The organism is Actinoplanes sp. NPDC026623, assembly GCF_040638275.1.
Taxonomy (GTDB): domain Bacteria; phylum Actinomycetota; class Actinomycetes; order Mycobacteriales; family Micromonosporaceae; genus Actinoplanes.
Genome location: NZ_JBEZXZ010000037.1, coordinates 13,609 through 40,268, shown reverse-complemented (window position 1 = coordinate 40,268; position 26,660 = coordinate 13,609). Strand labels below are relative to the sequence as shown.

The following is a 26,660-nucleotide window of genomic DNA, read 5'->3' as shown; positions in this document are numbered from 1 at the left end:
CCGCTACCGTGCGGCGTGCGGCGCCAGGACGGCGGCGCAGCGCAGGTTGCGGTAGCGCCCGCGGTAGTCCAGCCCGTACCCGACGATCAGGCCGGCCGGCACGTCGAAGCCGACGTACGTCGGCACCGCGAACTGCGGCGCGTTCGGCTTGCGCAGCAGCGCGCAGACCGCGATCGACGCCGGGCGGCGCTGGTTCAGGCTGGAGATCAGCCACGACATGGTCAGGCCCGTGTCGATCACGGTTTCCGCGATGATCACGTCCCGGCCCTCGATGTCGATATCAAGATCCTTGAGCAGGCGTACGGAGCCGGAGGCGCGGTTGCTCGTGGAGTACGACCGTATCGCCATCCAGCCGATCTCGACCTGACTCTCCAGGGCCCTCGCAAGGTCTACGGTGAAGGTGGCGGCACCGCCCAGTACGCCGATCATGACGAGGTCCCGGCCCGCGTGGTCCTTGCCGATCCCGGCCGCGAGCTCACCTACCCGGGCCAGGATCCGCACCTCGGTGAGCAGCACGGACTCGAGATCGTCCGCGACGTGGTCGGCGTCCACCGTCATCTCCCTGAAAGTCGCCCGGCCCCGCCCCGAGGTCACAACTTGAGCGTGACATGTGCGGCGGTGGGCGACACGGTCCGTACCCCCCGAGGAGGATCTTTATATGCCTTTTCGCCACGCAAGGGTTGCGGCGTTACGACCCGGCAATGCTCGTCGTGTTTGCTGGTAGTCACGTCCATCACGCAACGTATCCACGTCCGTCGCGCGCCGGGCCGCCCAGTCGAGAATCCTGGTCGTTTGTCCAGATTCTCGGCCTGGTTGATCAGTCGTGAGACAGGCTCCTGTAATGTCCGCGCGTCCCGATATTCATGTATTCATCACGACGGTGGAGTTGTGGCATGGCACAACGGTTCACGCTCGACGAGATCCGCACCCGCACCTACAAGGATCGCGACGCTTGGTGGACTGTCTGGCTCGTCGATCCCCTCGCCTCCCGGCTGGTCTGGCTCGTGGCACCGGTCCGGTGGATCACGCCGAACGTGCTGACGATGGGCGCCTTCCTGCTCGGTCTCGTCACCGCGTACTGCTTCGCGCAGGGTGAGTACCCGTGGCTGGCCGCCGGCGCGATCGTCTTCCACCTCAGCTTCGTGCTCGACTGCATGGACGGCAAGATCGCCCGGCTGAAGGGCACGGGCTCGGTCTTCGGCGCCTGGCTCGACTACGTCTTCGACCGGCTGCGCGTGCTGACCTGCGCGATCGCCCTGTTCGGCGGCCAGTACGCGAAGACCGACGACCTCCGCTACCTGTGGCTCGCCGCCGCCGTGATCTTCCTCGACATGTTCCGGTACCTGAACGCCCTGCAGATCGGCAAGGTCAAGAACGACATGCGGCGGCGGCTGGAGGCCGCCCGCGGCGAGAACCCGGGCCGCCTGATGTTCGTCGAGGAGACCGGCGCCGAGCACCCGGTCGGCGCGGCCGCGGACATCGTGACCGCCACCGACTCCACGGGCCAGGAGCGGCCCGTCGTCGACGTCTACGACGACTTCCGCACCAAGTTCAGCGCCTTCGTGAAGATCCGCAACGTGCTGATCCGGCAGCGCATCCGGGCACACGTGTTCAGCGGCATCGAGTTCCAGATGTTCATCTTCATCCTGGGCCCGCTGACCAACCAGATCATGTTCTTCACGACCCTGTCGGCCGCGCTGCTGGCGGCGTTCGAGCTGCTGCTCATCTACAAGCTCTGGACCGCGACCCGGAGCTACGCCCGGCAGCTTGCCAAGATCGGTTCGTCGGAGGCGGAGGCCGCCGCGGCCGCCGTCGCGACCGGGGCCGAGCCGGTCGAGGACGCCGACGACCCCGAGGCGTTCAGCACCCAGCGCACCTTCGCTTAGGCGGGATCCCACCGTCCGGCCGGTCGGCGTGGCAAGCTGACCGGCCATGGACGGACACATGGTGGCCGGGGCCCTGATCACCCGGGGAAGCCGGCACGGACGGCCGGCGGCCCGGTGAGCGCGCGCTTCGAGGAACTGGCCTGGCGTGAGACGCCGATCGGCGAGATCAGCCTGCGCCGCCGGCTCGACCCGCGGCTCAAGGTCGAGGTGTACGAGGTGAAGATCGACGACGAGTTCCTGATGTCCAGCCTCTTCACCGTTGCGGAGATCGAACTCGCCCGCCTGGGCCTGGCCGCGCTGCCCGCCGGTGCCCGCCCCGACGTGGTCGTCGGCGGCCTGGGGCTGGGCTACACCGCCCGGGCCGTCCTCGAGGACCAGCGGGTGGCGTCGCTGCTGGTCGTCGACGCGGTGGGGGAGGTCATCTCCTGGCACGAGCGCGGGCTGCTCCCGGAGGCCGCGGCGCTGACCACCGATCCGCGCAGCCGCCTCGTCGAGGGTGACTTCTTCGCGATGGCCGCGGGCGGGCCGGGCTTCGACCCGGACGCGCCCGGGCGCCTCTTCGACGCGATCCTGCTCGACGTCGACCACAGCCCCCGGCACGTGCTCGCCCCCGCCAACGCCGCGCTCTACACGGTGGGCGGGCTGCGCCGGCTCGCCGCGCACCTGCGCCCGGGCGGCGTCTTCGCGCTCTGGTCGGACGACCCGCCGGACGCCGAGTTCGAGGCGGCGCTGGCCGAGGTGTTCGACGACGCGGCGGCACACGTGGTGTCGTTCCCGAACCCGCTGACCGGCGGCGAGTCCGCCAATACGGTATACGTAGCAACATAACCGGGCATACTGGCGCTCGTGGAGGATCATCCGCTCGAGCCCGGCGAGGACGCCACGACGTTCTTCCAGCCGCGCGCCCTGGTCTTCGTGACCATGCTCTGGGTGGTCGCCCTGGTCTGGGGGATCTGCACCGGGGTGTACGTGTCGATCATGTTCCTGGCCGGGATCCTCCCGGACAGCGGCGACATCCTCATCATGGTCGAGAGCCTGCTGATCGTGCCGACGGTGACGGCCAGCCTGATCATGCTCATCACCTGGCGACGGCTGGGCTGGATGAAGAGCTCCGTGCTGGGCCTGGAGTTCGCGGCGACCGGCCGCCGCGGCGTGCACCTGCAGTGGTCCTCGATCGCCTCGGTCGGACTGCGGGGCTGGGGCCCGTTCACGGAGCTCGTGGTGACGCCCACCAGCATGGCGGCGGCCGTCGAGCTGCACGAGCGGGGGCGGCCTCCCCGGGTGCTGCGCCGCGAGTCCGGCTCGGCGTTCCTGATCGACGTGGGCCTGATGTCGCCGGGCCCGCGGACGCTGCTCGCCGAGCTGCACCGGCGCATCCCGTCCCGGGTCTGACGCGCCGCGAGTTGATGACGGCCGGTCCCCGGCCTATGTTTAACCCACACGTTAATTAACGAAGGCGTTAAACAAATGGCCACCGACCGGCTCAGCACGATCTTCGCGGCGCTGGCGGACCCGACCCGCCGGGCGATCCTCGCCCGGCTGGCCGAGGGCGACGCCACCGTCTCGGAGCTTGCCGAGCCGTTCGCCATCAGTCTCCCGGCGATCTCCCGTCATCTGAAGGTGCTGGAGCGGGCCGGTCTCATCACCCGCAGCCGTTCGGCGCAGTGGCGCTCCAGCAGCCTGCAGGCCGAGCCGCTGCGCGAGGCCACGGCCTGGATGGAGCGCTACCGCCGGTTTTGGGACGTGAACTTCGCGCGGCTCGACGCGCACCTGCAGCGGATCCGACAATCAGAGGAGAATCAGCCATGACCGGCAACACCGGCGAGCTCGTCATCACCCGCATCTTCGACGCGCCGCGCAGCCTGGTCTACCGCGCGTTCGTCGACCCCGATCAGCTCGCCGCGTGGTTCGGCCCGGTCGGCTTCAGCGTGCCCCGCGACACCGTCGACATCGATGCCAAGGTCGGCGGCCACCAGCGCTTCACCATGGTCAGCGACACCGACCCGACGCAGACCTCGCCGGTCGACGCCACCTTCGTCGAGGTGATCGAGAACGAGTTGCTGGTCGGCGAGGAGGACCTCTCGGCCATTCCGGAGTTCGCGGGCTCCGTCATGCGGATGCGCATCGAGTTCCACGACGAGCCCGGCGGCAGGACCCGGCTGGTGCTGACGCAGGGGCCCTACACGCCCGAATTCGGCGACATGGCGCGCGCGGGCTGGGAAAGCTCCTTCACCAAGCTCGACAAGATCCTCGGCTAGGGGGCTCTACGCCCCTGGCAGCGGCGCCGGCGCGCCGAAGACGACGGGCACGCCGGGGGAGTAGAGGACGCTGTCCGGCGGGCCCGCCGGTGCGGGCAGTCCGGCGGCGGTCAGCATGTCCTCGTCGAGGTCGAGCAACTCCGCGCGGTGCAGCGGCCAGCGCGGGTGCTCGTTCGGCAGGTGCAGGCTCCGGCCCCAGGCGCGGGTGTGCAGGCCCCAGCGGGCGGTCACGAAATGCTCCAGCGCGGACGGCCGCTCCAGGGGTGCTCCCACCCGTACCGCTATGGAGCCGGCCGTCCCGCGCGGGCCGGGCCAGCGCCGCCTGCTGGTGTAGCGCACGACGTCGCGGTCCTTCTCCAGCCGCATCCGCGACCACATGTACGGCAGCCGCAGCAGCGCCCGCGCCGTCAGCACCGGCAGCAGCCGCTCGGCGTCGAGGGAGAGGAAGACGACCGCCCGCCGGCCCTGGCCGTCGACGCTGTACAGCCGCACATTGGTCTCGCAGAAGGTGCCGAGGTACGGAATCCCCGGGCCGCGCAGCGCGCCGAGCCGCACCATCCGGAAGCCGATCAGGCCCACGTAGGCGACGCCGTCGAGGGTGTCGGGCACGGTGCCGCGCGGCAGGAACGGGGCGACCACCTCCGGCGGCACAGCCCAGTGCAGAAACGCCAGGTCGTGCCAGCTCTGCACCAGCCACGGGCGGCGCACCGGCCGTACCGTCTCCGGGGTCACGTCCTCGATGCGCACGTGCCCATTGTGCCCGCCGGGTCGCGGCCCCGGGCGCCCGCGTTGATCCTTTTGTGGCACTCCGTGCGTATCGTTGGTGCAACCCGGTAACGCCTGCCCCCGGAGGATCCGCATGCCGGTAACCCGCCGCCCCCGCCCGCTCCTGCTGGCATTCGTGACGGCGGCGCTGGTCGCGCTCGGCTGCGTCTCGGCGCCCGCCGACGACGACGCGGGCCGGCCGGCCCCGCCGGCGCCGACCGCCAAGCAGCGCACCACGCCCGCCGGGGAGGACCCGGACGGCACCGACACCCCCGAGGAGTTCGCGGCCGACATCGGCGACGCGACGGGGGTGGCGCAGGAGTACTGGAAGGCCGGATTCGCCGACTCCGGCCTCGACTTCCGGCCCGTCGCCCGGGTGATCCCGTACGAGCGGGAGGGTGAGGTCGAGTGCGGCGGGCAGCCGCTCGGGCTCAACAACGCCGCCTACTGCTCGGACGGCGACTTCATCGCGTACGACGTGAACTGGGCGTTCGCCGCGTTCCAGCAGATCGGCGACGCGTTCATCTTCTACCTGCTCGGCCACGAGTACGCGCACGCGATACAGAACCGGCTCGGCATCCAGCACGAGCTCTCGATCGACCAGGAGCTGCAGGCCGACTGCATGGCGGGCGCCTACATCGGCGACACCGAGCGCAAGGGCAGGCTGAAGCTCGACGACGGCGACCTGGACGAGCTCGCGGCGGGCCTCGAGGCGGTCGGCGACGACCCGGGCCAGCCCTGGTTCGCCGAGGGCGCGCACGGGTCGGCGGAGCAGCGCACCCGGGCCTTCGACCGCGGCTACAAGCAGTCGCTGAAGCCCTGCGACGTGTCGTAGCCGTCACAACGGCGGGCCCGGCGGGGCCGGGTTCGCAAGAATGGCCGGGAGACGACCCGATCGGCCCGGGAGGCCCGCCCTGACATCACGACTACCGGCTGCGGTGCTCTTCGACATGGACGGCACGCTTGTCGACAGCGAAAAGGTCTGGGAGGTCGCGCTGAACGAGCTCGCGGCGCACGCGGGCGGCGAGCTGTCGCCGGCGGCGCGGCGGGCGATGATCGGCACCAGCATGGCCAGCTCGATGCGGATCTTCCGCGAGGACCTGGGCCGGCCCGACCGCGGCGGCGCCGCCGACGTTGCCTGGCTGTTGCGGCGGGTCGAGGAGCTCTTCGCCGAGGGCCTGGTCTGGCGGCCCGGCGCGCTCGAGCTGCTGCTCGCGGTGCGGGCGGCGGGCCTGCCGACCGCGCTGGTCACCTCGACCGGACGCCGGCTGGTGGAGATCGCGCTGGACACCCTCGGCCGGGAGAACTTCGACGTCGTGGTCTGCGGCGACGAGGTCGCGGCGCCGAAACCCGACCCGGCGCCGTACCGGACCGCGGCCGACCTGCTGGGCGTGAACATCGCGGACTGCGTGGCGATCGAGGACTCGCCGCCCGGCCTGGCCAGCGCGGTGGCCTCGGGCGCCGCGGTGCTCGCCGTGCCGGCCGAGCTGGAGCTGCCGGCCACCGACGGCGTCCACCTGCGCGACTCCCTCGAGGACGTCGACCCGGCCTACCTGTCGAGCCTGCTGGCCTCGATACCCGGCTGAGCCGCACCGGCCCGTGAGGGGCCGGCGCGGCTCTGTGCCGCGGGTGGGAATCAGTCGTGGGCGATGGCGCCCAGGACGTTGAGGCGGGCGGCGCGGATCGCGGGCAGGACCGCCGCGATCACCCCGACCACGGCGGCGAGCAGCAGGTAGGTGCCCATCCGGCCCCACGGCAGCACCAGCTCGGTGATGCCGTCGCTCTTCAGGGCCCGGGTCACCGCGGTGCCCATCCCGGCGCCGACGACCACGCCGAGCAGCGCGCCGAAGACCGAGATCACCACCGCCTCGACGGTCACCATGCGCATGGTCTGCGCCCGGCCCAGGCCGACCGCGCGCAGCAGGCCCAGCTCGCGGGTCCGCTCCAGCACCGACAGCGCCAGCGTGTTGATCACGCCGAGCACGGCGATCAGGATCGCCAGCGCCAGCAGGATCTGGATCATCACGATGATCACGTCGAAGGTCGCCGCCTGCTCGTTGATGAACGCCTGCGCGTCCTGCGCCGACACCTCGGGGCTGTCCGCCAGCAGGGCCTTGACCTGCGGCAGGACCTGAGCGAGCGGTACGCCGTCGTCGAGCTTGACGAAGCCGATGACCGGCTGCGTGATGCCGAAGTCCTTCGTGGCGGCGCCCGGCAGCAGGATCGAGCCCGGCAGGGCGTCCTTCGCGAACGTCGCCGCGATCGTGTAGCCGCGCGGCTCGCCGCGGGACGCCTGGACCGTCACCCGGTCACCGACCTGCCAGTGGTGCCCCTCCGCCGTCGGCACGTCCACCAGGATCTGGTCGTCGCGCAACTTCGTCACCGTGCCGCCGTCCCCGTACGCCTGGGAGAGGGTGGCCGTGTCCTCGGTGGCGTTCACCCACTCCTTCACGCCGTTGATCAGGACCTGGTCGTCCCAGAGGCCGGCGGCCGCCCGTACCCCCGGAAGGGCCGCCGCCTCGCGCAGCACGGCGGGGTCGTAGGTCGCGGGCCGCGGGCCGTTGTCGTCCCCGCTGATGATCACCTCGGCCTTCAGGACGCTCGCCGCCTCGGCCTTCAGGCTGCTCTTGGCGGAGTCCATCACCACGGTGACGCCGGTGACCAGCGCGATGCCGACCATCAACGCGGCGGCGGTGATCGCCGTGCGGCGCGGGTTGCGGCCCGAGTTGAGCCGGCCCAGCCGGCCCGGCAGCGACCACGAGAAGAGCCGGCCCAGCACCGAGATGACCGGGCGGCTGATCAGCGGCGTGAGCAGCGCGATGCCGATGAACGACACCAGCACGCCGCCGAGGATCGTCCATAGGGTCGCGCCGCCTGAGTCCCCGAACAGCCCGATGCCCAGCGCCGTGGCGCCGGCCGCCGTGACGGCGCCGCCCGCGATGCTGATCCGGGTGAGCGGCCGGTCCGGGGTGGCGACGTCCTGCATCGCCGCGACCGGGGCGATCCGCGACGCCCGCAGCGCCGGCAGGACCGCGGCGACCACGGTGACGAGCACGCCGACGACGAACGAGCTGATGATCGCCGCGAGCGGCACGCCGATCGGTGCCAGCTGCAGCCCGCCGCCGCCGAACTCGCTGAACAGGTACGCCAGCCCGAATCCGACGCCGACGCCGGCCGCGAGGCCGAGCACCGCCGCCACCAGGCCGATCACCGTCGCCTCGACGAGCACCGAGCCGATGACCTGCCGGCGGCTCGCGCCGATCGCCCGCATCAGCGCCAGCTCCCGGGTGCGCTGGGCCACGATGATCGAGAAGGTGTTGAGGATGAGGAAGATGCCGACGAACAGGGCCACGCCGGCGAAGCCCAGCAGGATGTTGCTGAAGAAGCCGAGCCCCTGCTGGATGCCGGCGGCGCTCTCCGCGGCGAGCTGCTCGCCGGTACGGGTCTGGTAGCCGTCGCCGACGACGGCCGCGATCCGGTCCCGCAGCGCCTCCGGCGACACGCCGTCGGCCGCCTGCACCCGGACCGAGCTGTAGACGCCGGTCTCGCCGAGCATGAGCCGCTGGGCGACGGGCTCGGTGAAGGCGACCTCCTGCGCGCCGCCGATGCTGTCCCGGTTGCCGCTGTAGCCCCAGATCCCGACGAGGGTGAACTCCTTCTTCGGCTCCAGCGTGAGCACGCCGACCCGGTCACCGATCCTGATGCCGGCGGCCTTGGCCACAGCCGCGTTGACCGCGATCTCGGACGCCGCCGCCGGGCCACGGCCCTCGCGCAGCTGCACGAGGGAGTTGGTGCCGGTCCAGTTGGTGCCGAGCCGGGGCGGACCCATCGAGGTGAGCACCTTGCCGTCGCTGCCGATCACCCGGGCGCCGTCGGCGTCGACCTGCCCGGTCGCACTCTTGACCCCGGGTACGCCGCTGACCTGCTTGACGACCGAGGCGGACATCGGTGCCGCCACCTCCTCGCCCTCGAACTCGGAGACCTCGACCTTGGGCTTGGCGGACACGGAGACGTCGGTCGTGGCGTACGCGCTGGCGAACAGGGAGTCGAACGAGCGGTTCAGGGTGTCGGTGACCACGAACGCGCCGGCCACGAACATGACGCCGAGCACGACGGCGAGCCCGGAGAGGATGAGCCGCAGCTTGCGTGCCAGCAGACTCTTCAGGGTCGCGCGCAGCATCAGAGCATCACCGGCGCGGCGTGGGTGTCGAGGCGCTTCATCATGTCCAGCACCGACTCGGGGGTCGGCTCGAGCAGCTCGTCGACGATCTCGCCGTCGGCCAGGAACACGACGCGGTCGGCGTAGCTCGCCGCCACCGGATCGTGGGTGACCATGATGATGGTCTGGTGGTGCTCGCGGACGCTGGCCCGCAGGAACGAGAGCACCTCGGCGCCGGACCGCGAGTCCAGGTTGCCGGTCGGCTCGTCGGCGAAGATGACGTCGGGCCGGCCGACGAGGGCCCGGGCACACGCGACGCGCTGCTGCTGGCCGCCCGAGAGCTGGCTGGGCCGGTGGCTGAGCCGGTCCCGCAGGCCGACCGTGTCGATGACGACGTCCCACCACTGCGGATCGGGCTTGCGGCCGGCGATGTCCAGCGGCAGCCGGATGTTCTCCTGCGCGCTGAGCGTCGGCAGCAGGTTGAACTGCTGGAAGATGAAGCCGACCCGATCCCGGCGCAACCGGGTGAGCGCCTTGTCGCCCATGCCGGTGACCGCGGTGCCCCCGATGTGCACCTCACCGCGGTCGACCGTGTCCAGACCGGCCAGGCAGTGCATCAGGGTCGACTTGCCGCTTCCGGACGGGCCCATGATGGCGGTGAAGCGGCCCCGCTCGAACTCCGCGCTCACGCCGCGCAGCGCGACGACGCGTGCCTCTCCGGAGCCGTACACCTTCCAGACCTCGCTCGCGCGTGCGGCCACCGGATCATTGGCCTTCGTCGCTGTCACTTCGCCCCCTGGATGCATCTGCTGGACCGGCCGGGCATTGGCGCCCGGCCGGCCCGCCCAGTGTTTCGTCGAAATCGGGCCCGGGCGTCCGCCCACCGGCGTAGCGCAACGCGGAGATTTGCTCGGGGATTCCTCCAGCGAAGTCTCAGGGTTGTCCCTGACTCGCGTCCTCGAGCCGGGTTGACGTCGCTGTGACGGTTGACAGACGTCATCGATGACGTCACTATTGCGTCATGGACCTGACACCGTATCTGGAATCGCTGCGCGGAGACCTCTCCGCGGCCGCGGCGCCGGGCGGTCCGGAGACCGCCCGCGCGGCCGAACTGCTCAGCCACGCGATCGAGGCCTCGGCCCGGCTCGCGCTGCTGCAGGCGCTCTCCGACGCCGCGGCCGAGATCACCACGCGGCTGCACGGGCCCGTCGTCGACGTCCGGCTCCGCGGCCGCGAGGCGGACCTGGTGGTCAGCCACATCGACGCAGAGCCGGAGCCGCCGGCCGCGGCGCCGCTGCTCGACGGCGGCGACCTGGCCCGGCTCACCCTGCGGATGCCGGAGGCGCTGAAGAGCCACGTCGAGCAGGCCGCGGCGGCCGAGGGTGTCTCGGTCAACGCCTGGCTGGTCCGCGCCGTCACCGCGGCGGCGGGCCGGCCCACACCCGAACAGCCGCCGGGCCGGAACCGTTCCGGCAAACGCATCACCGGCTTCGCTCAAGCGTGAGCAGCAGACCCTCCCCGGAAAGGACACGACCATGCCCGAGTTCGATCACGCGACACCCGTCACGGTCTCCCTGCGCCTGCACCGCGGCGACGCGACGATCTTCGCCGAGCCGCGCCAGACGGTGCGGGTGGACATCACCGAGGCCGGCGTGGACGCGTCGGACAAATTCATCGTGCAGCTGGAGGGCGACGAGCTGATCGTCCACGCGGCGGAGTCCGCGCCGTGGCAGTGGCTCCGCCTCCCGAAGATCAAGATCGTCGTCCGGGTGCCGGAGGGCAGCTCGCTGACGGCGAAGTCGGCGGCCGCGGACATCCGCGCCGCGGGCCGCTACGCGGCGGTCCAGGCCACCCTGCAGTCGGCCGACGCCGTGGTGGAGCACGTCGACGGCGACGCCTACCTCAAGGCCGCCAGCGGCGACCTGAAGGTGACACACGTCGGCGGATCGCTGCGGGTGACCAGCCAGTCGGGCGACATCAGGGTCGGTGACGTCATCGGTGACGTCACCGCCAACACCGCGAGCGGCGACATCACCATCCGGGCGGCCGAGGCGTCGGTCAAGGCGGAGACCGCGTCGGGCGACGTCGAGGTCGGGCTGCTCCGGCGCGGCACGGCCCGGTTCAAGACCGCGTCGGGCGACGTCTCGGTCGGCGTGGCCGCGGGGACCGGCGTCTGGCTGGACCTCAACACCGCGGCCGGCTCGACGTCGAACAACCTGTCGATGGCCGCGACCCCGTCCGGGGACCAGCAGCAGGCGGCCCTGGAGCTGGGTATCCGCACGGCGAGCGGCGACATCGACGTGCACCGCGTCGTGAGCGGAACGCCCCTCGCGGCCTGAGCCGTCAGTCGCCCGGACCTGCGGTCGGTCGCTGCTGGGGCCGTCAGTCGCCGGGCCGGCGAACGGCCTGGGCCGTCAGTCGCCGAGCCGGCGGGTGGTCGCGACCGGGCCGTCCCCAGCGGGCCGGGTGGTCGCAGCTCCGGCCGTCAGCCGCCGGGCCGGACCAGGCCGGTCTCGTAGGCCAGGACGACGGCCTGCACGCGGTCGCGGAGGCCGAGCTTGGTCAGCAGGTGCCCGACGTGCGTCTTCACCGTGGTCTCGCTGACGGTGAGGGCGCGGGCGATCTCGGCGTTGGAATGCCCCTTGGCGATGTGCATGAAGACCTCGCGCTCGCGCTCGGTCAGGGCGCCGAGGGCGGGCGCGGCCGACATGGCCGCGGGTGCCGGCAGCGCCTCGGCGAGGCGGCCGAGCAGCCGGGCCAGGATGAGCGGGGCGACGACCGAGCCGCCGCCGGCGACCGCGCGGATGGCGGAAACCAGCTCCGCGGGCGGGACGTTCTTGCCCAGGTAGCCCGCCGCCCCGGCGGCGACCGCGGCGAGCACCTGCTCATCGGTGTCGGCCGCGGTCAGGATCAGCACGCGCACCGGCAGCCCGGAGTCGCTGATGGCCCTGGTGGCGGCGAGCCCGTCGAGGCGCGGCAGCCGCACATCCATCACCACCACGTCCGGCAGCAGGCGGCGGGAGAGGTCAAGGGCCTCGACCCCGTCGCCGGCCTCGCCCACGACGGCGAGGCCGGTGGCGCCGGCCAGGGCCATCCGCAGCCCGGACCTCAGCATGGGCTGGTCGTCGGCGAGCAGCACCCGGACCGGTCGGGTGGCCGCCGAGGCTGTCGCCGTCGCCCGGTCGCCTGCCGTCATCCGTGCGCCTCCAGTGAGCAAGTTTCGACCCGGACCGCCCGGGCGGATCGGCCCTGCACACAGTAGGTGATTGCCGCCGGGCATCCGGTCAGGGCAGGCGGGGCGGGGGCACCGCGGCGTCGTCAGCCGTCGCCGAGCCGGCGCCGGCCCCGGCCGGCGCCGGCTCGGGGTAGGGCGGGGGCGTGCCGCCGAACTCGGGGCAGAACCGCTGATGGCTGCACCACCCGCAGAGCTTGCTCGGCTTCGGCCGGAAGTCCCGGTCGGCCTTGGCCCGCTCGATCGCCTGCGACAGCGCCACCAGGGTGCGCTCGAAGCGCTCCAGCTCCGCCGCGTCGGGGCTGTAGTCGCAGACCTCGGCGTCCTTGAGGTAGAGCAGGCGCAGCACCCGGGGCACGACGCCGCGGGTGCGCCACAGCACCAGCGCGTAGAACTTCAGCTGGAACAGCGCGCGGCCCTCGAACGCCTCGCGTGGCGCGCCGCCGGTCTTGTAGTCGACCACCCGCAGGTCGCCGGCGGGGGAGACGTCGAGCCGGTCGATGTAGCCGCGGATCAGCAGCTCGTCGGCGACCAGCGTCGACACCAGGCTCTCGCGCTCGGCCGGCTCCAGCCGGCGCGGGTCCTCGACCGCGAAGTAGCCGGCGAGCAGATCGCCGGCGCCGCCCAGGAAGGCCGCGATCCGCTCGGCCTCGGCCGCCGCCGCGACACCGGGCAGCGGCTCCGCCCCGGCGGGCTCGGTGCCGGGGTCCTCCGTCCGGGCGAACAGCTCCGCCAGCAGCGGCTCCTGGCCGAGCAGCCGCTCCCACTCCGGCGCCACCAGCGCGGCCGCCGAGTCCGGCGTGCGCTCGGCCGCCGGAAGGTCGAACAACCGCTCCAGCACCGCGTGCACCAGCGTGCCGCGCACCTGATCGGCGGTCGGTTTCTCCGGAAGCCGGTCGATCGTGCGGAAACGGAACAGCAGGGGGCAGGTCTTGAAATCCGCGGCCCGCGACGGCGACAGCGACGGCCCGGCGGGCCGCTCGTCCGGGCCGGGCGCGCGCCCGGGCGACCGTCCGGGCACCGCGCCGGGAGGTGCGGCCGCGGAAGGAGACAAAACCGTTTCTGCCGTCATGGTGACCAGGCTATGGGAGGGGTACGACGAAACCGGATAGGCGGGGCTCTCAGGCGCGGTCCGTAGCATCGATGCGTGGACGAAGGCGCTCAGCAGACCGGCCGCGCGCGGCGGCCCGGCACGATGGTCGGCCGCGTGCTGGGCATTCCGCTCTACCTGCACCCCTCGATGCTGCTGCTCGCGCTCCTGGTCACCGTCGTGTACGGCGGTTACGCCGAGGCCGAGCTCGGCCTGGCCGGCCCGCTCGCGTACGCCGCCGGGTTCGGCTTCGTGGCCTGCCTGCTCGGCTCCCTGCTGTTGCACGAGCTCGGCCACGCCATGACCGCCCGGCGCTACGGCATCGGGGTGCGCGGCATCACCCTCGAGCTGCTCGGCGGCTGGACGGAGCTGGACCGCGACGCGCCGACACCCCGGGTCGACGCCCTGGTCGCGCTGGCCGGTCCCGCGGTCTCCTTCGTCATCGGCGGGCTCGCGACCGCCCTCGCGGTGGCGCTGCCCGACCGTACGGTCGCCGGCCAGATCGCGTTCCAGGTCGCCGCCGCCAACGTCCTCGTGGCGATCTTCAACGTGCTGCCGGGGCTTCCGCTCGACGGCGGCCGGGCGCTGCGGGCCGGCATCTGGGCGCTGATCAAGGACCGGAACCGGGCGACCGTGGTGGCCGCCTGGTCCGGGCGGTGCATCGCACTGGTCACCGGCATGGCCGTCTTCACCCTGTACCGGCTCAACCTGCTGACCCTCTTCGGCCTGCTCTTCATCCTGCTGGTGGTCTTCACGCTGTGGCAGGGCGCCGGACAGTCGATCAGGCTGGCCCGGATGACCCGGCGGTTCCCCCTCATCGACCTGGGCGCCCTCGCGCGGCCGCTCTTCGCCGTACCGTCGGGAACGCCGCTGGCCGAGGCGCAGCGCCGCGCCGACGCGGCCGACCGGGCTGCGGACACCCTTGCCGTCGCCGACTCCAGCGGCCGGGTGGTGGCGCTCGTCGACGCGGCCGGCTCGGCCGCGGTGCCGGCCGAGCGGCGGCCCTGGGTGTCGGTCGACACGGTCTCGCAGGAACTCGGCCGGCTGCCGGCCCTGTCGCTCGGATTGAGCGGCGAACAGGTGGTCCGGGCCGTGCAGGCGCACCCGGGTGCGCAGTACGTGGTCACCTCCGGGGAGGATGTCGTCGGCGTGCTGCACATCGCGGACCTGGCCGAGTTGCTGGAACCGCGCCGCGCCGCCCGCAGGCCGTCCGGCCGATGAAGTCTGGTACCGAGATGAGAGAGCGATCAGTGACTGTGCAACCCACCACCGTCGTCGACGAGCCAGTGCCCGCCCACCGCGGGCCGTTCCGCGAGGGCGACCGCGTGCAGCTCACGGATCCCAAGAACCGCATGCACACCATCGTGCTGGAGCCCGGCAAGGCCTTCCACACCCACCGTGGCGCCCTCGAGCACGACACCCTGATCGGCCTGCCCGAGGGCAGCGTCGTGGTCTCCAGCGGCGGCACGGCCTACCTCGCGCTGCGCCCGCTGCTCTCCGACTACGTGCTCTCCATGCCGCGCGGCGCCCAGGTGATCTACCCGAAGGACGCCGCGCAGATCGTCGCCATGGGTGACATCTTCCCGGGCGCCAAGGTCATGGAGGCGGGCGCCGGGTCGGGCGCGCTGACCTGCTCGCTGCTGCGGGCGGTCGGCAGCACCGGCGAGCTGCACTCTTACGAGCTGCGCGACGACTTCGCGGCGGTGGCGCGCAAGAACGTCGAGGCGTTCTTCGGCGGGCCGCACCCCGCCTGGCACCTGCACCGCGGCGACGTGGCGGAGGCCGAGGGCGAGGGCTTCGACCGGATCGTGCTCGACATGCTGACCCCCTGGGAGGCCCTCGGGATGGTCGAGCGCGCGCTGGTGCCCGGCGGCGTCTTCATCGGCTACGTTGCCACCACCCCGCAGCTCTCCGAGCTTGTCGAGGCGCTGCGCGAGCGCGGCGGCTGGACCGAGCCCCGGGCCTGGGAGTCGCTGGTCCGCGACTGGCACGCGGACGGCCTCGCCGTGCGCCCCGACCACCGGATGATCGCGCACACCGCGTTCCTGGTCTCGTCGCGCCGGCTGGCGCCCGGCGTGACCGCCCCGCCGCGGCGCCGCAAGCCGAGCAAGGGCGCCGAGGCGTACGCCCAGCGCAAGGCCGTACTGGCCGCCCTCGCGGCCGAGCGTACGGAGACGGCCGACGATACCGGGGTGTGACGGCCCGAGGCGGATCCGGTAGTTTCCGTCGCGGGTTTCGATGGGGTTTGGGAGCGGAGGGGACGGGTGGGCGCGATGAGTTCTCCGCCGTTCGGTGGCAGTAACGAGATGCCGGCGGTCTTCCCGGACTGGTCGCCTTACGAGGACCTGGACTCGGCCGCCCGGGCCTACCTGCGCGATCCCGAGGTGGCGCTCGACGCCCTCTTCGGCGTGCTGCGCGGCGCGTCCGTGCTGTGCTTCACGCTGGAGCGCTTCGTCAACGAGGTCAACGGCGTCTGGCAGGAGGTCGTCATCTGCGACGGCAGCCGGCTGGTGCTCTGGCACGGCGAGGACGTGGCGCCCGGCGACGGCCCGGTCGGCTCGATGACCTCGTCGCTGCGGGTGGTGCCGCTCTCGACGGTCACCGAGGTGGGCTGCCGCCGCCGGCTCACCCGTACGGCGACCGGGCAGGCCCGGGTCGACAGCATCGACGTCTATCTGCTGCTGAGCTCCGTGGACGACGCGGTGCCGCCGCCGGGGATGGCAGAGGACGAGGGCCGGACCGCGCTGCGGCACGACGCGCTGCGTTTCGGCAAGACGCTCGACGACGGCGGTCCGGGGCAAATCGCCCGATTGGAAGAATTTTCCCGAGTTGTCGCATCTTTGGTTGGTCGCCCAACCCTGTGACATTTTTCGCCCCGCCGGACGGGTACCGGTACGGTCTGGCGGGGCGGAATTCCGTGCCTCAGTCCGCGTCGGGCCCGGCGACCTCGACGTCGTCGCCGGTGCGCACGACGTGGATGCAATCGCCCGGGCATTCCTTGGCCGCGTCGATCACCTCGAGGCGCAGCCGGGCCGGCACCCCCGTGCGCACTCCGGGGTTCTGCAGCAGCTCACCCGCACTGTCCTTGACGTATGCGAGCCCGTCGATGTCGAACTCGAACACCTCGGGTGCGTACTGCACACACAGTCCGTCACCGGTGCACAGGTCCTGATCCACCCAGACCTCAAGCTCGTCCGTCTCGGTCTGTGCCGACACCATCTGCCTCCCCTGCCTCGCCCCGACCGACGTTACCCGACGGCTCTGACCACTCGGTGCGGGTACCTGGCCGAATCGATCAAGGTTCAGTGACGAGGGTGTTGCATGGGTCGAAAACCGCCACACAGCGGCTAGTGTTATCACCAAGACGTTCGAGCCCCCGGGGAGGTGGGACGTGGCACGTAGCGACGAAGCGTCAGGCGCCGCACGTTGGGAGAAAGAGGCCAACGATCTCTCCAGCCAGGTTGCGTTCCTGCAAGAGGAGCTGGCTCTGGTACGGCGCAAGTTGACCGAAAGCCCCCGACACGTCCGGCAGCTCGAGGAACGGCTCGCGGCAACGCAGTCGCAGCTCGCTCGACTGACCGAGAACAACGACCGGCTCGTGGCGACCCTCAAGGAAGCCCGTGCTCAGATCGTCACTCTCAAAGAGGAGATTGACCGGCTCGCCCAGCCGCCCAGCGGCTACGGCGTATTCCTTGCCGCCCACGAGGACGGCACAGTCGATGTCTTCACGGGCGGACGCAAGCTCCGGGTGGCGGTTTCCCCGTCGCTGGAGGTCGAGGAGCTCAGGCGGGGGCAGGAGGTCCTGCTCAACGACGCGCTCAACGTGGTCGACGCGTTCGGCTACGAGCGGGTCGGTGAGGTAGTCCTCCTCAAGGAGATTCTCGAGGATCCCGCCGGCGGTCCGGGCGACCGGGCGCTGGTGATCTCGCACGCCGACGAGGAGCGGATCGTCCACCTGGCCGATTCGCTGCTGGTGTCGAAGCTGCGTGCGGGCGACTCGCTCATGATCGAGCCGCGCTCTGCGTACGCGTACGAGCGCATCCCGAAGAGCGAGGTCGAGGAGCTCGTCCTCGAAGAGGTTCCCGACGTCGACTACACCGACATCGGCGGTCTGCACTCGCAGATCGAGCAGATCCGCGACGCGGTGGAGCTGCCGTTCCTGCACGCGGACCTGTTCCGGGAGCACCAGCTGCGCCCGCCGAAGGGCATTCTGCTCTACGGCCCGCCCGGCTGCGGCAAGACCCTGATCGCCAAGGCGGTCGCCAACTCGCTCGCGAAGAAGATCGCCGAGCGCCGCGGCGAGGAGAAGCACACCAGCTACTTCCTCAACATCAAGGGTCCCGAGCTGCTCAACAAGTACGTGGGTGAGACCGAGCGGCACATCCGCCTGGTCTTCCAGCGGGCCCGGGAGAAGGCCGGCGAGGGCACGCCGGTCATCGTGTTCTTCGACGAGATGGACTCGATATTCCGGACCCGTGGCTCCGGCGTCTCCTCCGATGTGGAGAACACCATCGTCCCGCAGCTGCTCAGCGAGATCGACGGCGTCGAGGGCCTGGAGAACGTCATCGTCATCGGCGCCTCCAACCGGGAAGACATGATCGACCCGGCGATCCTGCGCCCCGGCCGCCTCGATGTGAAGATCAAGATCGAGCGCCCGGACGCGGAGGCGGCGAAGGACATCTTCGCCAAGTACATCCTCAGCGGCCTGCCGCTGAGCAGCGACGACCTGACCGAGCACGGCGGCGACCGGGACATGACGGTCGCGGCCATGATCGAGGCGGTCGTCCTGCGGATGTATACGGAGTCCGAGGAGAACCGCTTCCTGGAGGTCACCTACGCCAACGGTGACAAGGAGGTCCTGTACTTCAAGGACTTCAACTCCGGCGCGATGATCCAGAACATCGTCGACCGCGGCAAGAAGATGGCGATCAAGGAGTTCCTCACCTCCGGCAAGAAGGGCCTCCGGCTGCAGCACCTGCTCGACAGCTGCGTCGACGAGTTCCGGGAGAACGAGGACCTGCCCAACACGACCAACCCCGACGACTGGGCCCGCATCTCCGGCAAGAAGGGCGAGCGGATCGTCTACATCCGCACGCTGGTCTCCGGTGGCAAGGGCGCAGAGGCCGGCCGCTCGATCGAGACGGCCAGCAACACCGGTCAGTACCTGTAGGAAGCCATAGCAACGCCCGACGCGGGCGGGGAGGCGCTACGAGGCGCCCCTCGTCCGCGTTGTGCATCTCTACTCTGCGTATCGTGGCGAGTACGGCCAAAGCGGAGAACCGGTACGGAAGCGTCTAGGCTCGATACATGGGCAACGGCAGCACAGTGGCGGGTCGGGTGGTCGGCATGAGCGAGCTCGCGAGCGAATCAACAACTCTGCGCTCGACGAATGTCATTCCCGGAGCGCCAGCGGAGGGAATGGCATGAGCGTTCGACGGATCATGGGTACCGAGGTCGAGTACGGCATTTCCGTGCCTGGGCAGCCCGGCGCCAACCCGATGGTCACCTCGTCCCAGGTGGTAAACGCCTACGGGGCGCGCCCGGAGCTGAACCGCGGCGGCCGGGCCCGGTGGGACTACGAGGAGGAGTCGCCGCTGCGCGACGCCCGCGGTTTCACCTACTCCGGTGCCGCGTACGACCCGGCCGACGCGCTCGCCGACGAGGACCTCGGCCTGGCCAACGTGATACTGACCAACGGCGCCCGGCTCTATGTGGACCACGCGCACCCGGAATACAGCACCCCCGAGTGCACCAACCCGCTGGACATCGTCCGCTGGGACAAGGCCGGCGAGCGGGTCATGGCCGAGGCGTCGCGACGGGCCGCAACGATCCCCGGCACGCACCGCATCCAGCTCTACAAGAACAACACCGACAACAAGGGCGCCTCGTACGGCGCGCACGAGAACTACCTGATGCGCCGGCAGACGCCGTTCGCCGACATCGTGGCGCACCTGACCCCGTTCTTCGTGACCCGGCAGATCTTCTGCGGCGCCGGCCGCGTCGGCATCGGCCAGGACGGCACCGGCGCCGGCTTCCAGATCTCCTCGCGCGCCGACTTCTTCGAGGTCGAGGTGGGTCTCGAGACCACCCTGAAGCGGCCGATCATCAACACCCGCGACGAGCCGCACTCGGACGCCGACAAGTACCGCCGCCTGCACGTGATCATCGGCGACGCGAACCTCTCGGAGATCTCGACCTACCTCAAGGTCGGCACGACGGCGCTGATCCTCAACATGATCGAGGAGAAGGTCTTCACCGGCGACCTGGGCGTGGCCGACCCCGTCTCCGAGCTCAAGGCGGTCAGCCACGACCCGTCGCTCCAGCACCTGATGCGCCTGCGCGACGGGCGCCGGCTCACCGCCCTCGACCTGCAGTGGGCGTACTACGAACGGGCGAAGAACTTCTGCGACGAGCGTTACGGCGCGGACACCGACGAGCAGACCGTCGACGTGCTGCAGCGCTGGGAGGACATCCTGGACCAGCTCGGCCGGGACCCGATGCAGCTCTCCGACCAGCTCGACTGGGTCGCCAAGCTGCGCCTGCTCGAGGGCTACCGCGACCGGGAGAACCTGACCTGGTCGTCGCCGAAGCTCCAGCTGGTCGACCTGCAGTATTCGGACGTACGCCCGGAGAAGGGCCTGTACCACCGCCTGGTCGCCCGTGGCTCGATGAAGACGCTGCTGGACGACGAGGAGACCCATCGCGCGATGGTGAAGCCGCCCGAGGACACCAGGGCCTATTTCCGCGGTGAGTGCCTGGCCCGCTACGCGTCCGAAGTGGTCGCGGCGAGCTGGGATTCGGTGATCTTCGACGTGGGGCGCGAATCGCTCGTGCGCGTCCCGATGATGGAGCCGGAGCGGGGCACGAAGAAGCACGTCGGCGCCCTGTTCGACAAGTGCGACACCGCGAAGGACCTACTCGAAGTGATCACGAGCCGCTGACGGCCGCGCGGGCGAGAAACACCCGTGACGACGGGCGTTTTCGTCGTACCCGCGAGGTAAGTTTTTCCCAACCCGAACCAGTTGGGTCATGAAGGGGGACAGCCATGGCAACGCGAGACACCGGCGGTCAGTCGCAGTCCGGCAAGGGCAAGCGCGACGAGGAGATCGAGGACGTCACCACCGAGGCCAACCCTGAGGTTGCCGAACGCCACGCAGAGATCACCGAGGACGTCGACGACCTGCTCGACGAGATCGACTCCGTGCTGGAGGAGAACGCCGAGGAGTTCGTGCGAGGTTACGTCCAAAAGGGCGGCGAGTAGCGCCAGAGGGGGCGAAGCGGACATGCCACGGGGGCTTGATGACCGCAACGGCCACAGCTCGGTCGAGTTCGACGAGATGCTGCTGGCTCAGGAAGGCCGCTGCGCCATCTGTGGCGCAGCCGATCCCCAACACCTCGACCACGATCATCGCACCGGATGGGTGCGCGGGATATTGTGCTTCAACTGCGACGGCGGCCTCGGGCAGTTCCGGGACAGCCCGGAACTCCTCGCCGAAGCGATCACGTATCTGAAAGGAACCACGTGGCAGCGGGTTTTGATCCATCCGGGCGTCTTCCAGATGTGTTCACCAATGCGGGGACGTCCTCCTTCACGCAGTTCCTGAGCCATGCGGCCCCCGAGCTGCTGCCGGGTCGCCGGCCGCTGCCGCCGGGGATGTCCGCCGACATAGCGCCGCACGGCACGACCATCGTCGCCATCGCGAGTGCCGAGGGTGTCGTGATGGCGGGCGACCGGCGCGCCACCATGGGCAACCTCATCGCCAGCCGGGACATCGAAAAGGTGCACCCGGCGGACGCCTACTCGCTGATCGGCATCGCCGGCACGGCGGGCATCGGCATCGAGCTGATGCGCCTGTTCCAGGTCGAGCTGGAGCACTACGAGAAGATCGAGGGCGCGATGCTGTCCCTCGACGGCAAGGCCAACCGGCTCGCCGCGATGGTGCGCGGCAACCTCGGTGCGGCCATGCAGGGCCTGGCCGTGGTCCCGCTCTTCGCGGGCTTCGACCTGTCCCCGTCCGACCCGTCACGGGCCGGGCGCATCTTCAGCTTCGACGTCGCGGGCGGCCTCTACGAGGAGACCGGCTACGACGCGATCGGCTCCGGTTCGCTGTTCGCCAAGTCGGCGCTGAAAAAGAAGTACCGCCCGGGTGTCAGCACCTCCGACGCGATCCACCTGGCGGTGGAGGCGCTCTACGACGCCGCCGACGACGACACGGCGACCGGTGGGCCCGACCTGACCCGCAAGATCTACCCGGTGGTGATGACCGCGACGGCGGACAGCACCCACCGGCTCACCGAGGCCGAGATCAGCGCGGTGGCCGAGGCAGTGGTCGCCGGACGGATGGAGAACCCGGGCGGCTGATCTCGCCCGGCAGTCCTCGAGCCAGAGCCCGTCATCCGGTCATTGAAGGAGTAGCCACCCGTGGCCATGCAGTTCTACGCCTCACCCGAGCAGGTCCAGCGCGACCGCTCGGAGTACGCCCGCAAGGGCATCGCCCGCGGCCGCTCCGCCGTCGTCCTCACCTACGAGGGCGGCGTACTGCTGGTCGCCGAGAATCTCACCTCGCTGCGCAAGATCAGCGAGCTCTACGACAGGATCGGCTTCGCGGCAGTCGGCCGCTACAACGAGTTCGAGAGCCTGCGCCGGGCCGGCGTGCGGATGGCAGACCTCAACGGGCTGGCCTACGACCGCCGGGACGTGACCGGCCGGGCGCTCGCCAACGCATACACCCAGACGCTCGGTGCGATCTTCTCGGAGACGCAGAAGCCCTACGAGGTGGAGATCTGCGTTGCGCAGGTCGGCACCTCGCCGGACGCCGACGAGCTCTACCGGATCACCTACGACGGTTCCGTGCAGGACGAGCCGGGCTTCATGGCCATGGGCGGCTCGGCCGAGGCCATCTCGACGGTGCTCAAGTCCCGGCACGACGTCGCCGCGGACCTGCCGACCGCGCTGGCGCTGGCCGTCGAGGGCCTGGCCAGCGTCGGCGGCGAGAACGGCGCACCGCGCACGCTGGGCGCGTCCCAGCTCGAGGTGGCGGTGCTGGACCGCCGCCGGATGGGCCGCGCCTTCCGCCGGATCTCCGGCGCGGCGCTGACCACGCTGCTCGAGGGCGGCAAGGACCAGCCCGAGAAGGAGATCGGCGAGGCCGGCGACGTGGCCCCGCCGGTACCCGGCGAGGCCAAGCCGACCGTGTCGGCCGCATCGACGGACCTCGAGGGCAAGGAGCAGCCCGGCAAAGACGGCTCCTGACGCGCGGCCCGCATCGCAGGCCCACCCCGCCCGCCGCCGCGGCCGGGTCGGGGTGGCGCCGCATGCGGTCGCGCCGAGGGCACCAGCTCCGGCGCCGGCCTTCCGTGCTGGTCTGCCGTGCCGTGCCGTGCCGGCCTGCCGCGCAGGCGGGACCGCGATTCGGAGGCGGTCTCCCGGGGCACCACTGCGGACCCCGCGCCCGGCCTGACGGCATGGGTCAGTCGGTGACCAGGGGGCGCCACCAGTCGCGATGGTCGCGGTACCACCGCACCGTCTCGGCCAGGCCGGCGGCGAAGTCCACCCGGGGCCGGTATCCGAGTTCGCGGCGGATCCGGTCGTCGTCGAGGGCGTAGCGCTGGTCGTGGCCCTTGCGGTCCTCGGTCGTCACGACCCGGTCCCAGCCCGCGCCGCACGCCTTCAGCAGCAACGCGGTCAGGTCCCGGTTCGACAGTTCCTCGCTGCCGCCGACGTGGTAGATCTCGCCGGCCCGCCCCCGCAGCAGCACCAGCGCGAGACCCCGGCAGTGGTCGTCCACGTGGACCCAGTCGCGCACCTGGCTCCCGTCGCCGTACAGCGGCACCGTGCGGCCGTCGAGGAGGTTCGTGACGAAGCGGGGGATCACCTTCTCCGGGTGCTGGTAGGGCCCGTAGTTGTTGGCGCAGCGGGTCACCACGACCGGCAGCCCGTGGGTGCGGTGGTAGGCCAGCGCCAGCAGGTCCGAGCCGGCCTTGGTGGCGGCGTACGGGGAGTTGGGCGCCACCGGCGACGCCTCGGTCCAGGCGCCCTCGGCGATCGAGCCGTAGACCTCGTCGGTGGAGACGTGCACGAAGCGGGACGTGCCGTGCCGCAGGGCCGCGTCCAGCAGCACCTGGGTGCCGACCACGTTGGTCGTGGCGAACTCCGCCGCGCCCGCGATCGACCGGTCGACGTGCGACTCGGCGGCGAAGTGCACGACCGCGTCGTGTCGTGGCAGGACCGATTCGACCAGGGCCGCGTCGCAGATGTCACCGGGTACGAAATCGAGGCGCGGGCTGCCGTGCACCGGGCCCAGGTTGGCCGGGTTGCCGGCGTAGGTGAGCTTGTCCAGCACGGTGATCCGGGCGCCCTCGAGCCCGGGCAGCGCGTCGGCGAGCACGGTGCGGACGAAGTGGGAGCCGATGAAGCCGGCGCCGCCGGTGATCAGAAGATTCATCAGGCGAGAGTGTATCCGCAGGTCGCGGGCCTGAAAGTTGATCTACGGCGGGCGAGAACACGCTGTGCATCGGTGAAACGGCGCGTTGTCACTGCCGCTCGTGGCACTTGTGAGGCTAGTGTTTCGTCATGGAACGGCGAATTTTCGGCCTCGAAACCGAGTACGGAGTCACGTGCACCTACCGGGGGCAGCGGCGGCTGTCGCCCGACGAGGTGGCCCGCTACCTGTTCCGCCGAGTGGTGTCCTGGGGACGCTCCAGCAATGTCTTCCTCCGCAACGGTGCCCGCCTCTACCTCGATGTCGGCTCCCACCCCGAATACGCGACGCCCGAGTGCGACTCCGTCACCGACCTGGTCGCCCACGACCGCGCCGGCGAGCGGATCCTCGAGGGCCTGCTGGTCGACGCCGAGAAGCGGCTGCACGACGAGGGCATCGCCGGTGAGATCTACCTGTTCAAGAACAACACCGACTCGGCCGGCAACTCCTACGGCTGCCACGAGAACTATCTCGTGAGCCGCCACGGGGAGTTCGGCCGTCTCGCCGACGTCCTCATCCCGTTCCTCGTCACCCGCCAGCTCATCTGCGGCGCCGGCAAGGTGCTGCAGACGCCGCGCGGCGCGGTGTTCTGTCTCTCGCAGCGCGCCGAGCACATCTGGGAGGGCGTCTCCAGCGCGACGACGCGCAGCCGCCCGATCATCAACACCCGCGACGAGCCGCACGCCGACGCCGAGCGCTACCGGCGCCTGCACGTCATCGTCGGCGACTCCAACATGAACGAGGTCACGACGCTGCTCAAGGTCGGCAGCGCCGACATCGTGCTGCGGATGATCGAGGCCGGCGTGGTGATGCGCGACCTGTCGCTCGAGAACCCGATCCGGGCGATCCGCGAGGTCTCGCACGACATCACCGGCCGCCGCAAGATCCGTCTGGCCAACAACAAGGAGGTCAGCGCCCTCGAGATCCAGCAGGAATACCTGGCGAAGGCGACCGAGTTCGTCGAGCGCCGTGGCGGCGACCCGACCGCCAAGCGCGTCGTCGAGCTGTGGGGCCGGGTGCTCAACGCGATCGAGGACGGCGACCTCAACCCGGTCTCCCGCGAGATCGACTGGGTGTCGAAGTACAAGCTGATCGAGCGCTACCAGGCCAAGCACGAGATCCCGATGAGCCACCCGCGGATCGCGCAGCTCGACCTGGCGTACCACGACGTGCGCCGCGGTCGCGGCCTGTACGCGCTGATGGAGAAGCGCAGGCAGGTCGACCGGATCTCCAACGACCTCGAGATCTTCGAGGCGAAGGAGACCCCGCCGCAGACGACCCGGGCCCGGCTGCGCGGCGAGTTCATCCGGCACGCGCAGGAGAAGCGCCGCGACTTCACGGTCGACTGGGTCCATCTCAAGCTCAACGACCAGGCGCAGCGCACGGTCCTGTGCAAGGACCCGTTCCGGGCCTACGACGAGCGGGTGGAGCGCCTGATCGCCAGCATGTGAGAGGTGGCGCTACGCTGGTCGGGCCATGACTACGCCAGCATACGAGCCCGACCAGCAGCCGCCCACCCGCAAACCGCACCGGACGGTCGAGGGCATCCTGTGGGCGCGCGTCGACCGGCGGCGTGAGCGCATTCGCGCCCAGGTGGTGCAGGCCCGCAGCGGCAAGCACTGGATGCCGACCTGGCTCATGGCGACCCTGCTGGGCCTGATCCTGCTCGGCTGGCTCTGCATCATCTTCTTCGGCTGACCGATCAGGGGATGAGCGTGGCGGCGTGCCGGCCCGCCGCGGCGGCCGCGATGAAATAGGCGTGGTCCTGCGCCAGGCCCCGCCCCATCGTGGACAGCCGCACCGGGCTCGCCTGCAGCGCCGCGTCCAGCCCGGCCGTCGGCACGTGCACCAGGCGGTGCCGGTCCGCCAGCGGCCCCAGGGCCGCCTCGACCTCCTTCGCCAGGTCCGCCGGCAGGTCGTCCGGGATCACCAGGTCCGCCGGCACCAGCGCCACCCTCCCGTACGCGGTCAGGCTGTGATGTGAGACACCGCGGTGCCGGGGGCGGGCGTCGCCGTCCGAAATGCGCAGCGATCCGACCGGCGCGCCCCGCAGGGCCACCACCGCGTTGATCGCCTCGCCCAGCGCGACGCCCGAGAAGCCCCAGGCGGTGCCCGTGCCGAGGTTGCCCGGGCCCTGCGCGACGATCGTCAGGTCCGCGCCCAGGACGTGCCGCGCCGCCAGCAGGCCGGTGTGCACCGTGCTCGCCTCAAGATCGCCGCCGAAGGCCTGGCCGGTCGTCACCGTTCCGGCCAGCCGGTCGCGCAGGCCGTCCAGCGTGCGGGAGAACCAGGCCGGCAGGGCGCCGCCGTCCGTCATCACGTACGCCACCCGGGCGTCCGGGCGGTCCGCGTGCACGCCCGCCAGGATCGCGGGCAGTGCCGAGTGCAGGTCGGCGGTCACCACGGGCATGCCCTCGAGGCTGTCCGCCCGCTCCATCACCTCGCGGTGCGGTGAGGCCTCCTCGTCCACGCCCAGCAGGATCGCCTGCAACGGCGTGTACCTGGCCTTGACCAGGTGGCCCGAGTCGCGGTCGGCGCCGGATTCCGGCGGGTCGCCGGGCAGGCGGTCGGGGAGGGCGACCACCAGGGCGTAACCGCCGGTGCCCAGGCCCATCACCAGCGCGCCCACGTTCAGCAGCACCCGGTCGCCGGCCTCCGGCGCCCCGGTCAGCTCCGGGTACGCGAGCGCGCGCACCGTGCCCTCCCGCGTCGTCACGTCCAGTTCGAGGGCGCCGTGCCACTCACGCCGTACCGTCGTGACCGTTCCTGATCGCCAGCGCACCATGACC

The 26,660-nt window shown here is 71.1% G+C and carries 29 protein-coding genes; 20 read left to right on the top strand and 9 right to left on the bottom strand.

The window, feature by feature from the left end; all coding sequences use genetic code 11:
- Nucleotides 1-3: 3 nt before the first annotated feature.
- Nucleotides 4-558 carry a hypoxanthine phosphoribosyltransferase gene (hpt, locus tag AB0F10_RS14425; protein WP_360623771.1) on the bottom strand — a complete coding sequence of 185 codons (555 nt, stop codon included), beginning with the start codon at nt 556-558 and terminating at the stop codon, nt 4-6.
- A gap of 335 nt (nt 559-893) precedes the next feature.
- On the opposite strand from hpt, the gene AB0F10_RS14420 reads away from it, so the two are divergent.
- The 5 genes from AB0F10_RS14420 (at nt 894) to AB0F10_RS14400 (ending at nt 4,144) form a co-directional block, all read left to right on the top strand.
- Complete coding sequence (locus AB0F10_RS14420) at nt 894-1,886, top strand: CDP-alcohol phosphatidyltransferase family protein (RefSeq protein ID WP_360623769.1); 993 nt, start codon at nt 894-896, stop codon at nt 1,884-1,886.
- Between the two features lie 114 nt (nt 1,887-2,000).
- On the top strand, nt 2,001-2,714 hold the full coding sequence (locus AB0F10_RS14415) for a spermidine synthase (RefSeq protein ID WP_360623767.1): 714 nt from the start codon (nt 2,001-2,003) through the stop codon (nt 2,712-2,714).
- Between the two features lie 18 nt (nt 2,715-2,732).
- Nucleotides 2,733-3,278 carry a hypothetical protein gene (locus tag AB0F10_RS14410; RefSeq protein WP_360623765.1) on the top strand — a complete coding sequence of 182 codons (546 nt, stop codon included), beginning with the start codon at nt 2,733-2,735 and terminating at the stop codon, nt 3,276-3,278.
- 75 nt (nt 3,279-3,353) lie between these two features.
- Nucleotides 3,354-3,695, top strand: coding sequence for a metalloregulator ArsR/SmtB family transcription factor (locus tag AB0F10_RS14405; RefSeq protein WP_360623763.1), 342 nt, complete (start codon nt 3,354-3,356; stop codon nt 3,693-3,695).
- A complete protein-coding gene (locus AB0F10_RS14400; RefSeq protein WP_360623761.1) occupies nt 3,692-4,144 on the top strand; it encodes an SRPBCC domain-containing protein in 453 nt (150 codons plus the stop codon). The genes AB0F10_RS14405 and AB0F10_RS14400 overlap by 4 nt, the downstream gene beginning before the upstream one ends.
- A gap of 6 nt (nt 4,145-4,150) precedes the next feature.
- On the opposite strand, the gene AB0F10_RS14395 is transcribed toward AB0F10_RS14400, so the two are convergent.
- Nucleotides 4,151-4,891, bottom strand: a complete 741-nt coding sequence (locus AB0F10_RS14395; protein ID WP_360623759.1) for a DUF2071 domain-containing protein — start codon at nt 4,889-4,891, stop codon at nt 4,151-4,153.
- Nucleotides 4,892-5,003: 112 nt separating this feature from the next.
- Here AB0F10_RS14395 and AB0F10_RS14390 point away from each other — a divergent pair, with 112 nt between their 5' ends.
- Together AB0F10_RS14390 and AB0F10_RS14385 are read left to right on the top strand one after the other, a co-directional pair.
- A complete protein-coding gene (locus tag AB0F10_RS14390) occupies nt 5,004-5,744 on the top strand; it encodes a neutral zinc metallopeptidase (RefSeq protein WP_360623757.1) in 741 nt (246 codons plus the stop codon).
- Nucleotides 5,745-5,847: 103 nt separating this feature from the next.
- Nucleotides 5,848-6,495: an HAD family phosphatase gene (locus AB0F10_RS14385; RefSeq protein ID WP_360623755.1), complete on the top strand. Its 648-nt coding sequence runs from the start codon at nt 5,848-5,850 to the stop codon at nt 6,493-6,495.
- 50 nt (nt 6,496-6,545) lie between these two features.
- Here AB0F10_RS14385 and AB0F10_RS14380 read toward each other — a convergent pair whose 3' ends face one another.
- Nucleotides 6,546-9,089, bottom strand: coding sequence for an ABC transporter permease (locus AB0F10_RS14380; protein ID WP_360623753.1), 2,544 nt, complete (start codon nt 9,087-9,089; stop codon nt 6,546-6,548).
- Nucleotides 9,089-9,874, bottom strand: a complete 786-nt coding sequence (locus AB0F10_RS14375; RefSeq protein WP_360623751.1) for an ABC transporter ATP-binding protein — start codon at nt 9,872-9,874, stop codon at nt 9,089-9,091. The genes AB0F10_RS14380 and AB0F10_RS14375 overlap by 1 nt, the downstream gene beginning before the upstream one ends.
- Nucleotides 9,875-10,089: 215 nt before the next feature.
- On the opposite strand from AB0F10_RS14375, the gene AB0F10_RS14370 reads away from it, so the two are divergent.
- Together AB0F10_RS14370 and AB0F10_RS14365 are read left to right on the top strand one after the other, a co-directional pair.
- The gene (locus tag AB0F10_RS14370) at nt 10,090-10,572 is read left to right on the top strand and encodes a toxin-antitoxin system HicB family antitoxin (protein ID WP_360623749.1); all 483 of its coding nucleotides are present in this window, start codon (nt 10,090-10,092) and stop codon (nt 10,570-10,572) included.
- 31 nt (nt 10,573-10,603) lie between these two features.
- The gene (locus tag AB0F10_RS14365; protein ID WP_360623747.1) at nt 10,604-11,407 is read left to right on the top strand and encodes a DUF4097 family beta strand repeat-containing protein; all 804 of its coding nucleotides are present in this window, start codon (nt 10,604-10,606) and stop codon (nt 11,405-11,407) included.
- Between the two features lie 146 nt (nt 11,408-11,553).
- Here AB0F10_RS14365 and AB0F10_RS14360 read toward each other — a convergent pair whose 3' ends face one another.
- Nucleotides 11,554-12,264: a response regulator transcription factor gene (locus tag AB0F10_RS14360; protein ID WP_360623745.1), complete on the bottom strand. Its 711-nt coding sequence runs from the start codon at nt 12,262-12,264 to the stop codon at nt 11,554-11,556.
- An 88-nt stretch (nt 12,265-12,352) separates the two neighbouring features.
- On the bottom strand, nt 12,353-13,372 hold the full coding sequence (locus AB0F10_RS14355; RefSeq protein WP_360623743.1) for a PD-(D/E)XK nuclease family protein: 1,020 nt from the start codon (nt 13,370-13,372) through the stop codon (nt 12,353-12,355).
- 123 nt (nt 13,373-13,495) lie between these two features.
- Between AB0F10_RS14355 and AB0F10_RS14350 the strand changes: the two genes are divergently transcribed.
- From AB0F10_RS14350 to AB0F10_RS14340, 3 genes are all read left to right on the top strand, one after another.
- Nucleotides 13,496-14,611 carry a site-2 protease family protein gene (locus AB0F10_RS14350; protein WP_360623803.1) on the top strand — a complete coding sequence of 372 codons (1,116 nt, stop codon included), beginning with the start codon at nt 13,496-13,498 and terminating at the stop codon, nt 14,609-14,611.
- A gap of 29 nt (nt 14,612-14,640) precedes the next feature.
- Nucleotides 14,641-15,588: a tRNA (adenine-N1)-methyltransferase gene (locus AB0F10_RS14345; protein WP_360623741.1), complete on the top strand. Its 948-nt coding sequence runs from the start codon at nt 14,641-14,643 to the stop codon at nt 15,586-15,588.
- 75 nt (nt 15,589-15,663) lie between these two features.
- Nucleotides 15,664-16,254: a hypothetical protein gene (locus tag AB0F10_RS14340; RefSeq protein ID WP_360623739.1), complete on the top strand. Its 591-nt coding sequence runs from the start codon at nt 15,664-15,666 to the stop codon at nt 16,252-16,254.
- A gap of 58 nt (nt 16,255-16,312) precedes the next feature.
- On the opposite strand, the gene AB0F10_RS14335 is transcribed toward AB0F10_RS14340, so the two are convergent.
- Complete coding sequence (locus AB0F10_RS14335) at nt 16,313-16,609, bottom strand: ferredoxin (RefSeq protein WP_360623737.1); 297 nt, start codon at nt 16,607-16,609, stop codon at nt 16,313-16,315.
- A gap of 172 nt (nt 16,610-16,781) precedes the next feature.
- On the opposite strand from AB0F10_RS14335, the gene arc reads away from it, so the two are divergent.
- The 6 genes from arc to prcA all read left to right on the top strand — a co-directional run bounded on the left by arc (nt 16,782) and on the right by prcA (nt 22,643).
- The gene (gene arc, locus AB0F10_RS14330) at nt 16,782-18,560 is read left to right on the top strand and encodes a proteasome ATPase (protein WP_360623735.1); all 1,779 of its coding nucleotides are present in this window, start codon (nt 16,782-16,784) and stop codon (nt 18,558-18,560) included.
- Nucleotides 18,561-18,813: 253 nt separating this feature from the next.
- Nucleotides 18,814-20,331 (top strand): depupylase/deamidase Dop, encoded by a 1,518-nt coding sequence (dop, locus tag AB0F10_RS14325; protein WP_360623733.1) that lies wholly within the window; start codon nt 18,814-18,816, stop codon nt 20,329-20,331.
- Nucleotides 20,332-20,435: 104 nt separating this feature from the next.
- Nucleotides 20,436-20,651: a ubiquitin-like protein Pup gene (locus AB0F10_RS14320; RefSeq protein WP_023364349.1), complete on the top strand. Its 216-nt coding sequence runs from the start codon at nt 20,436-20,438 to the stop codon at nt 20,649-20,651.
- Between the two features lie 22 nt (nt 20,652-20,673).
- On the top strand, nt 20,674-20,994 hold the full coding sequence (locus AB0F10_RS14315) for an endonuclease VII domain-containing protein (RefSeq protein ID WP_360623731.1): 321 nt from the start codon (nt 20,674-20,676) through the stop codon (nt 20,992-20,994).
- Nucleotides 20,913-21,752, top strand: a complete 840-nt coding sequence (gene prcB / locus AB0F10_RS14310) for a proteasome subunit beta (protein WP_360623729.1) — start codon at nt 20,913-20,915, stop codon at nt 21,750-21,752. Before AB0F10_RS14315 ends, prcB begins: the two co-directional genes overlap by 82 nt.
- A 60-nt stretch (nt 21,753-21,812) precedes the next feature.
- On the top strand, nt 21,813-22,643 hold the full coding sequence (gene prcA, locus AB0F10_RS14305) for a proteasome subunit alpha (protein ID WP_360623727.1): 831 nt from the start codon (nt 21,813-21,815) through the stop codon (nt 22,641-22,643).
- 217 nt (nt 22,644-22,860) lie between these two features.
- On the opposite strand, the gene rfbB is transcribed toward prcA, so the two are convergent.
- A complete protein-coding gene (gene rfbB, locus AB0F10_RS14300; protein ID WP_360623725.1) occupies nt 22,861-23,835 on the bottom strand; it encodes a dTDP-glucose 4,6-dehydratase in 975 nt (324 codons plus the stop codon).
- A 128-nt stretch (nt 23,836-23,963) separates the two neighbouring features.
- On the opposite strand from rfbB, the gene pafA reads away from it, so the two are divergent.
- Together pafA and AB0F10_RS14290 are read left to right on the top strand one after the other, a co-directional pair.
- A complete protein-coding gene (gene pafA / locus AB0F10_RS14295; protein ID WP_360623723.1) occupies nt 23,964-25,322 on the top strand; it encodes a Pup--protein ligase in 1,359 nt (452 codons plus the stop codon).
- A 25-nt stretch (nt 25,323-25,347) separates the two neighbouring features.
- On the top strand, nt 25,348-25,569 hold the full coding sequence (locus AB0F10_RS14290) for a hypothetical protein (RefSeq protein WP_360623721.1): 222 nt from the start codon (nt 25,348-25,350) through the stop codon (nt 25,567-25,569).
- A 4-nt stretch (nt 25,570-25,573) separates the two neighbouring features.
- Here AB0F10_RS14290 and AB0F10_RS14285 read toward each other — a convergent pair whose 3' ends face one another.
- A complete protein-coding gene (locus tag AB0F10_RS14285; protein ID WP_360623719.1) occupies nt 25,574-26,656 on the bottom strand; it encodes a DUF3866 family protein in 1,083 nt (360 codons plus the stop codon).
- Between the last annotated feature and the right edge of the window lie 4 nt (nt 26,657-26,660).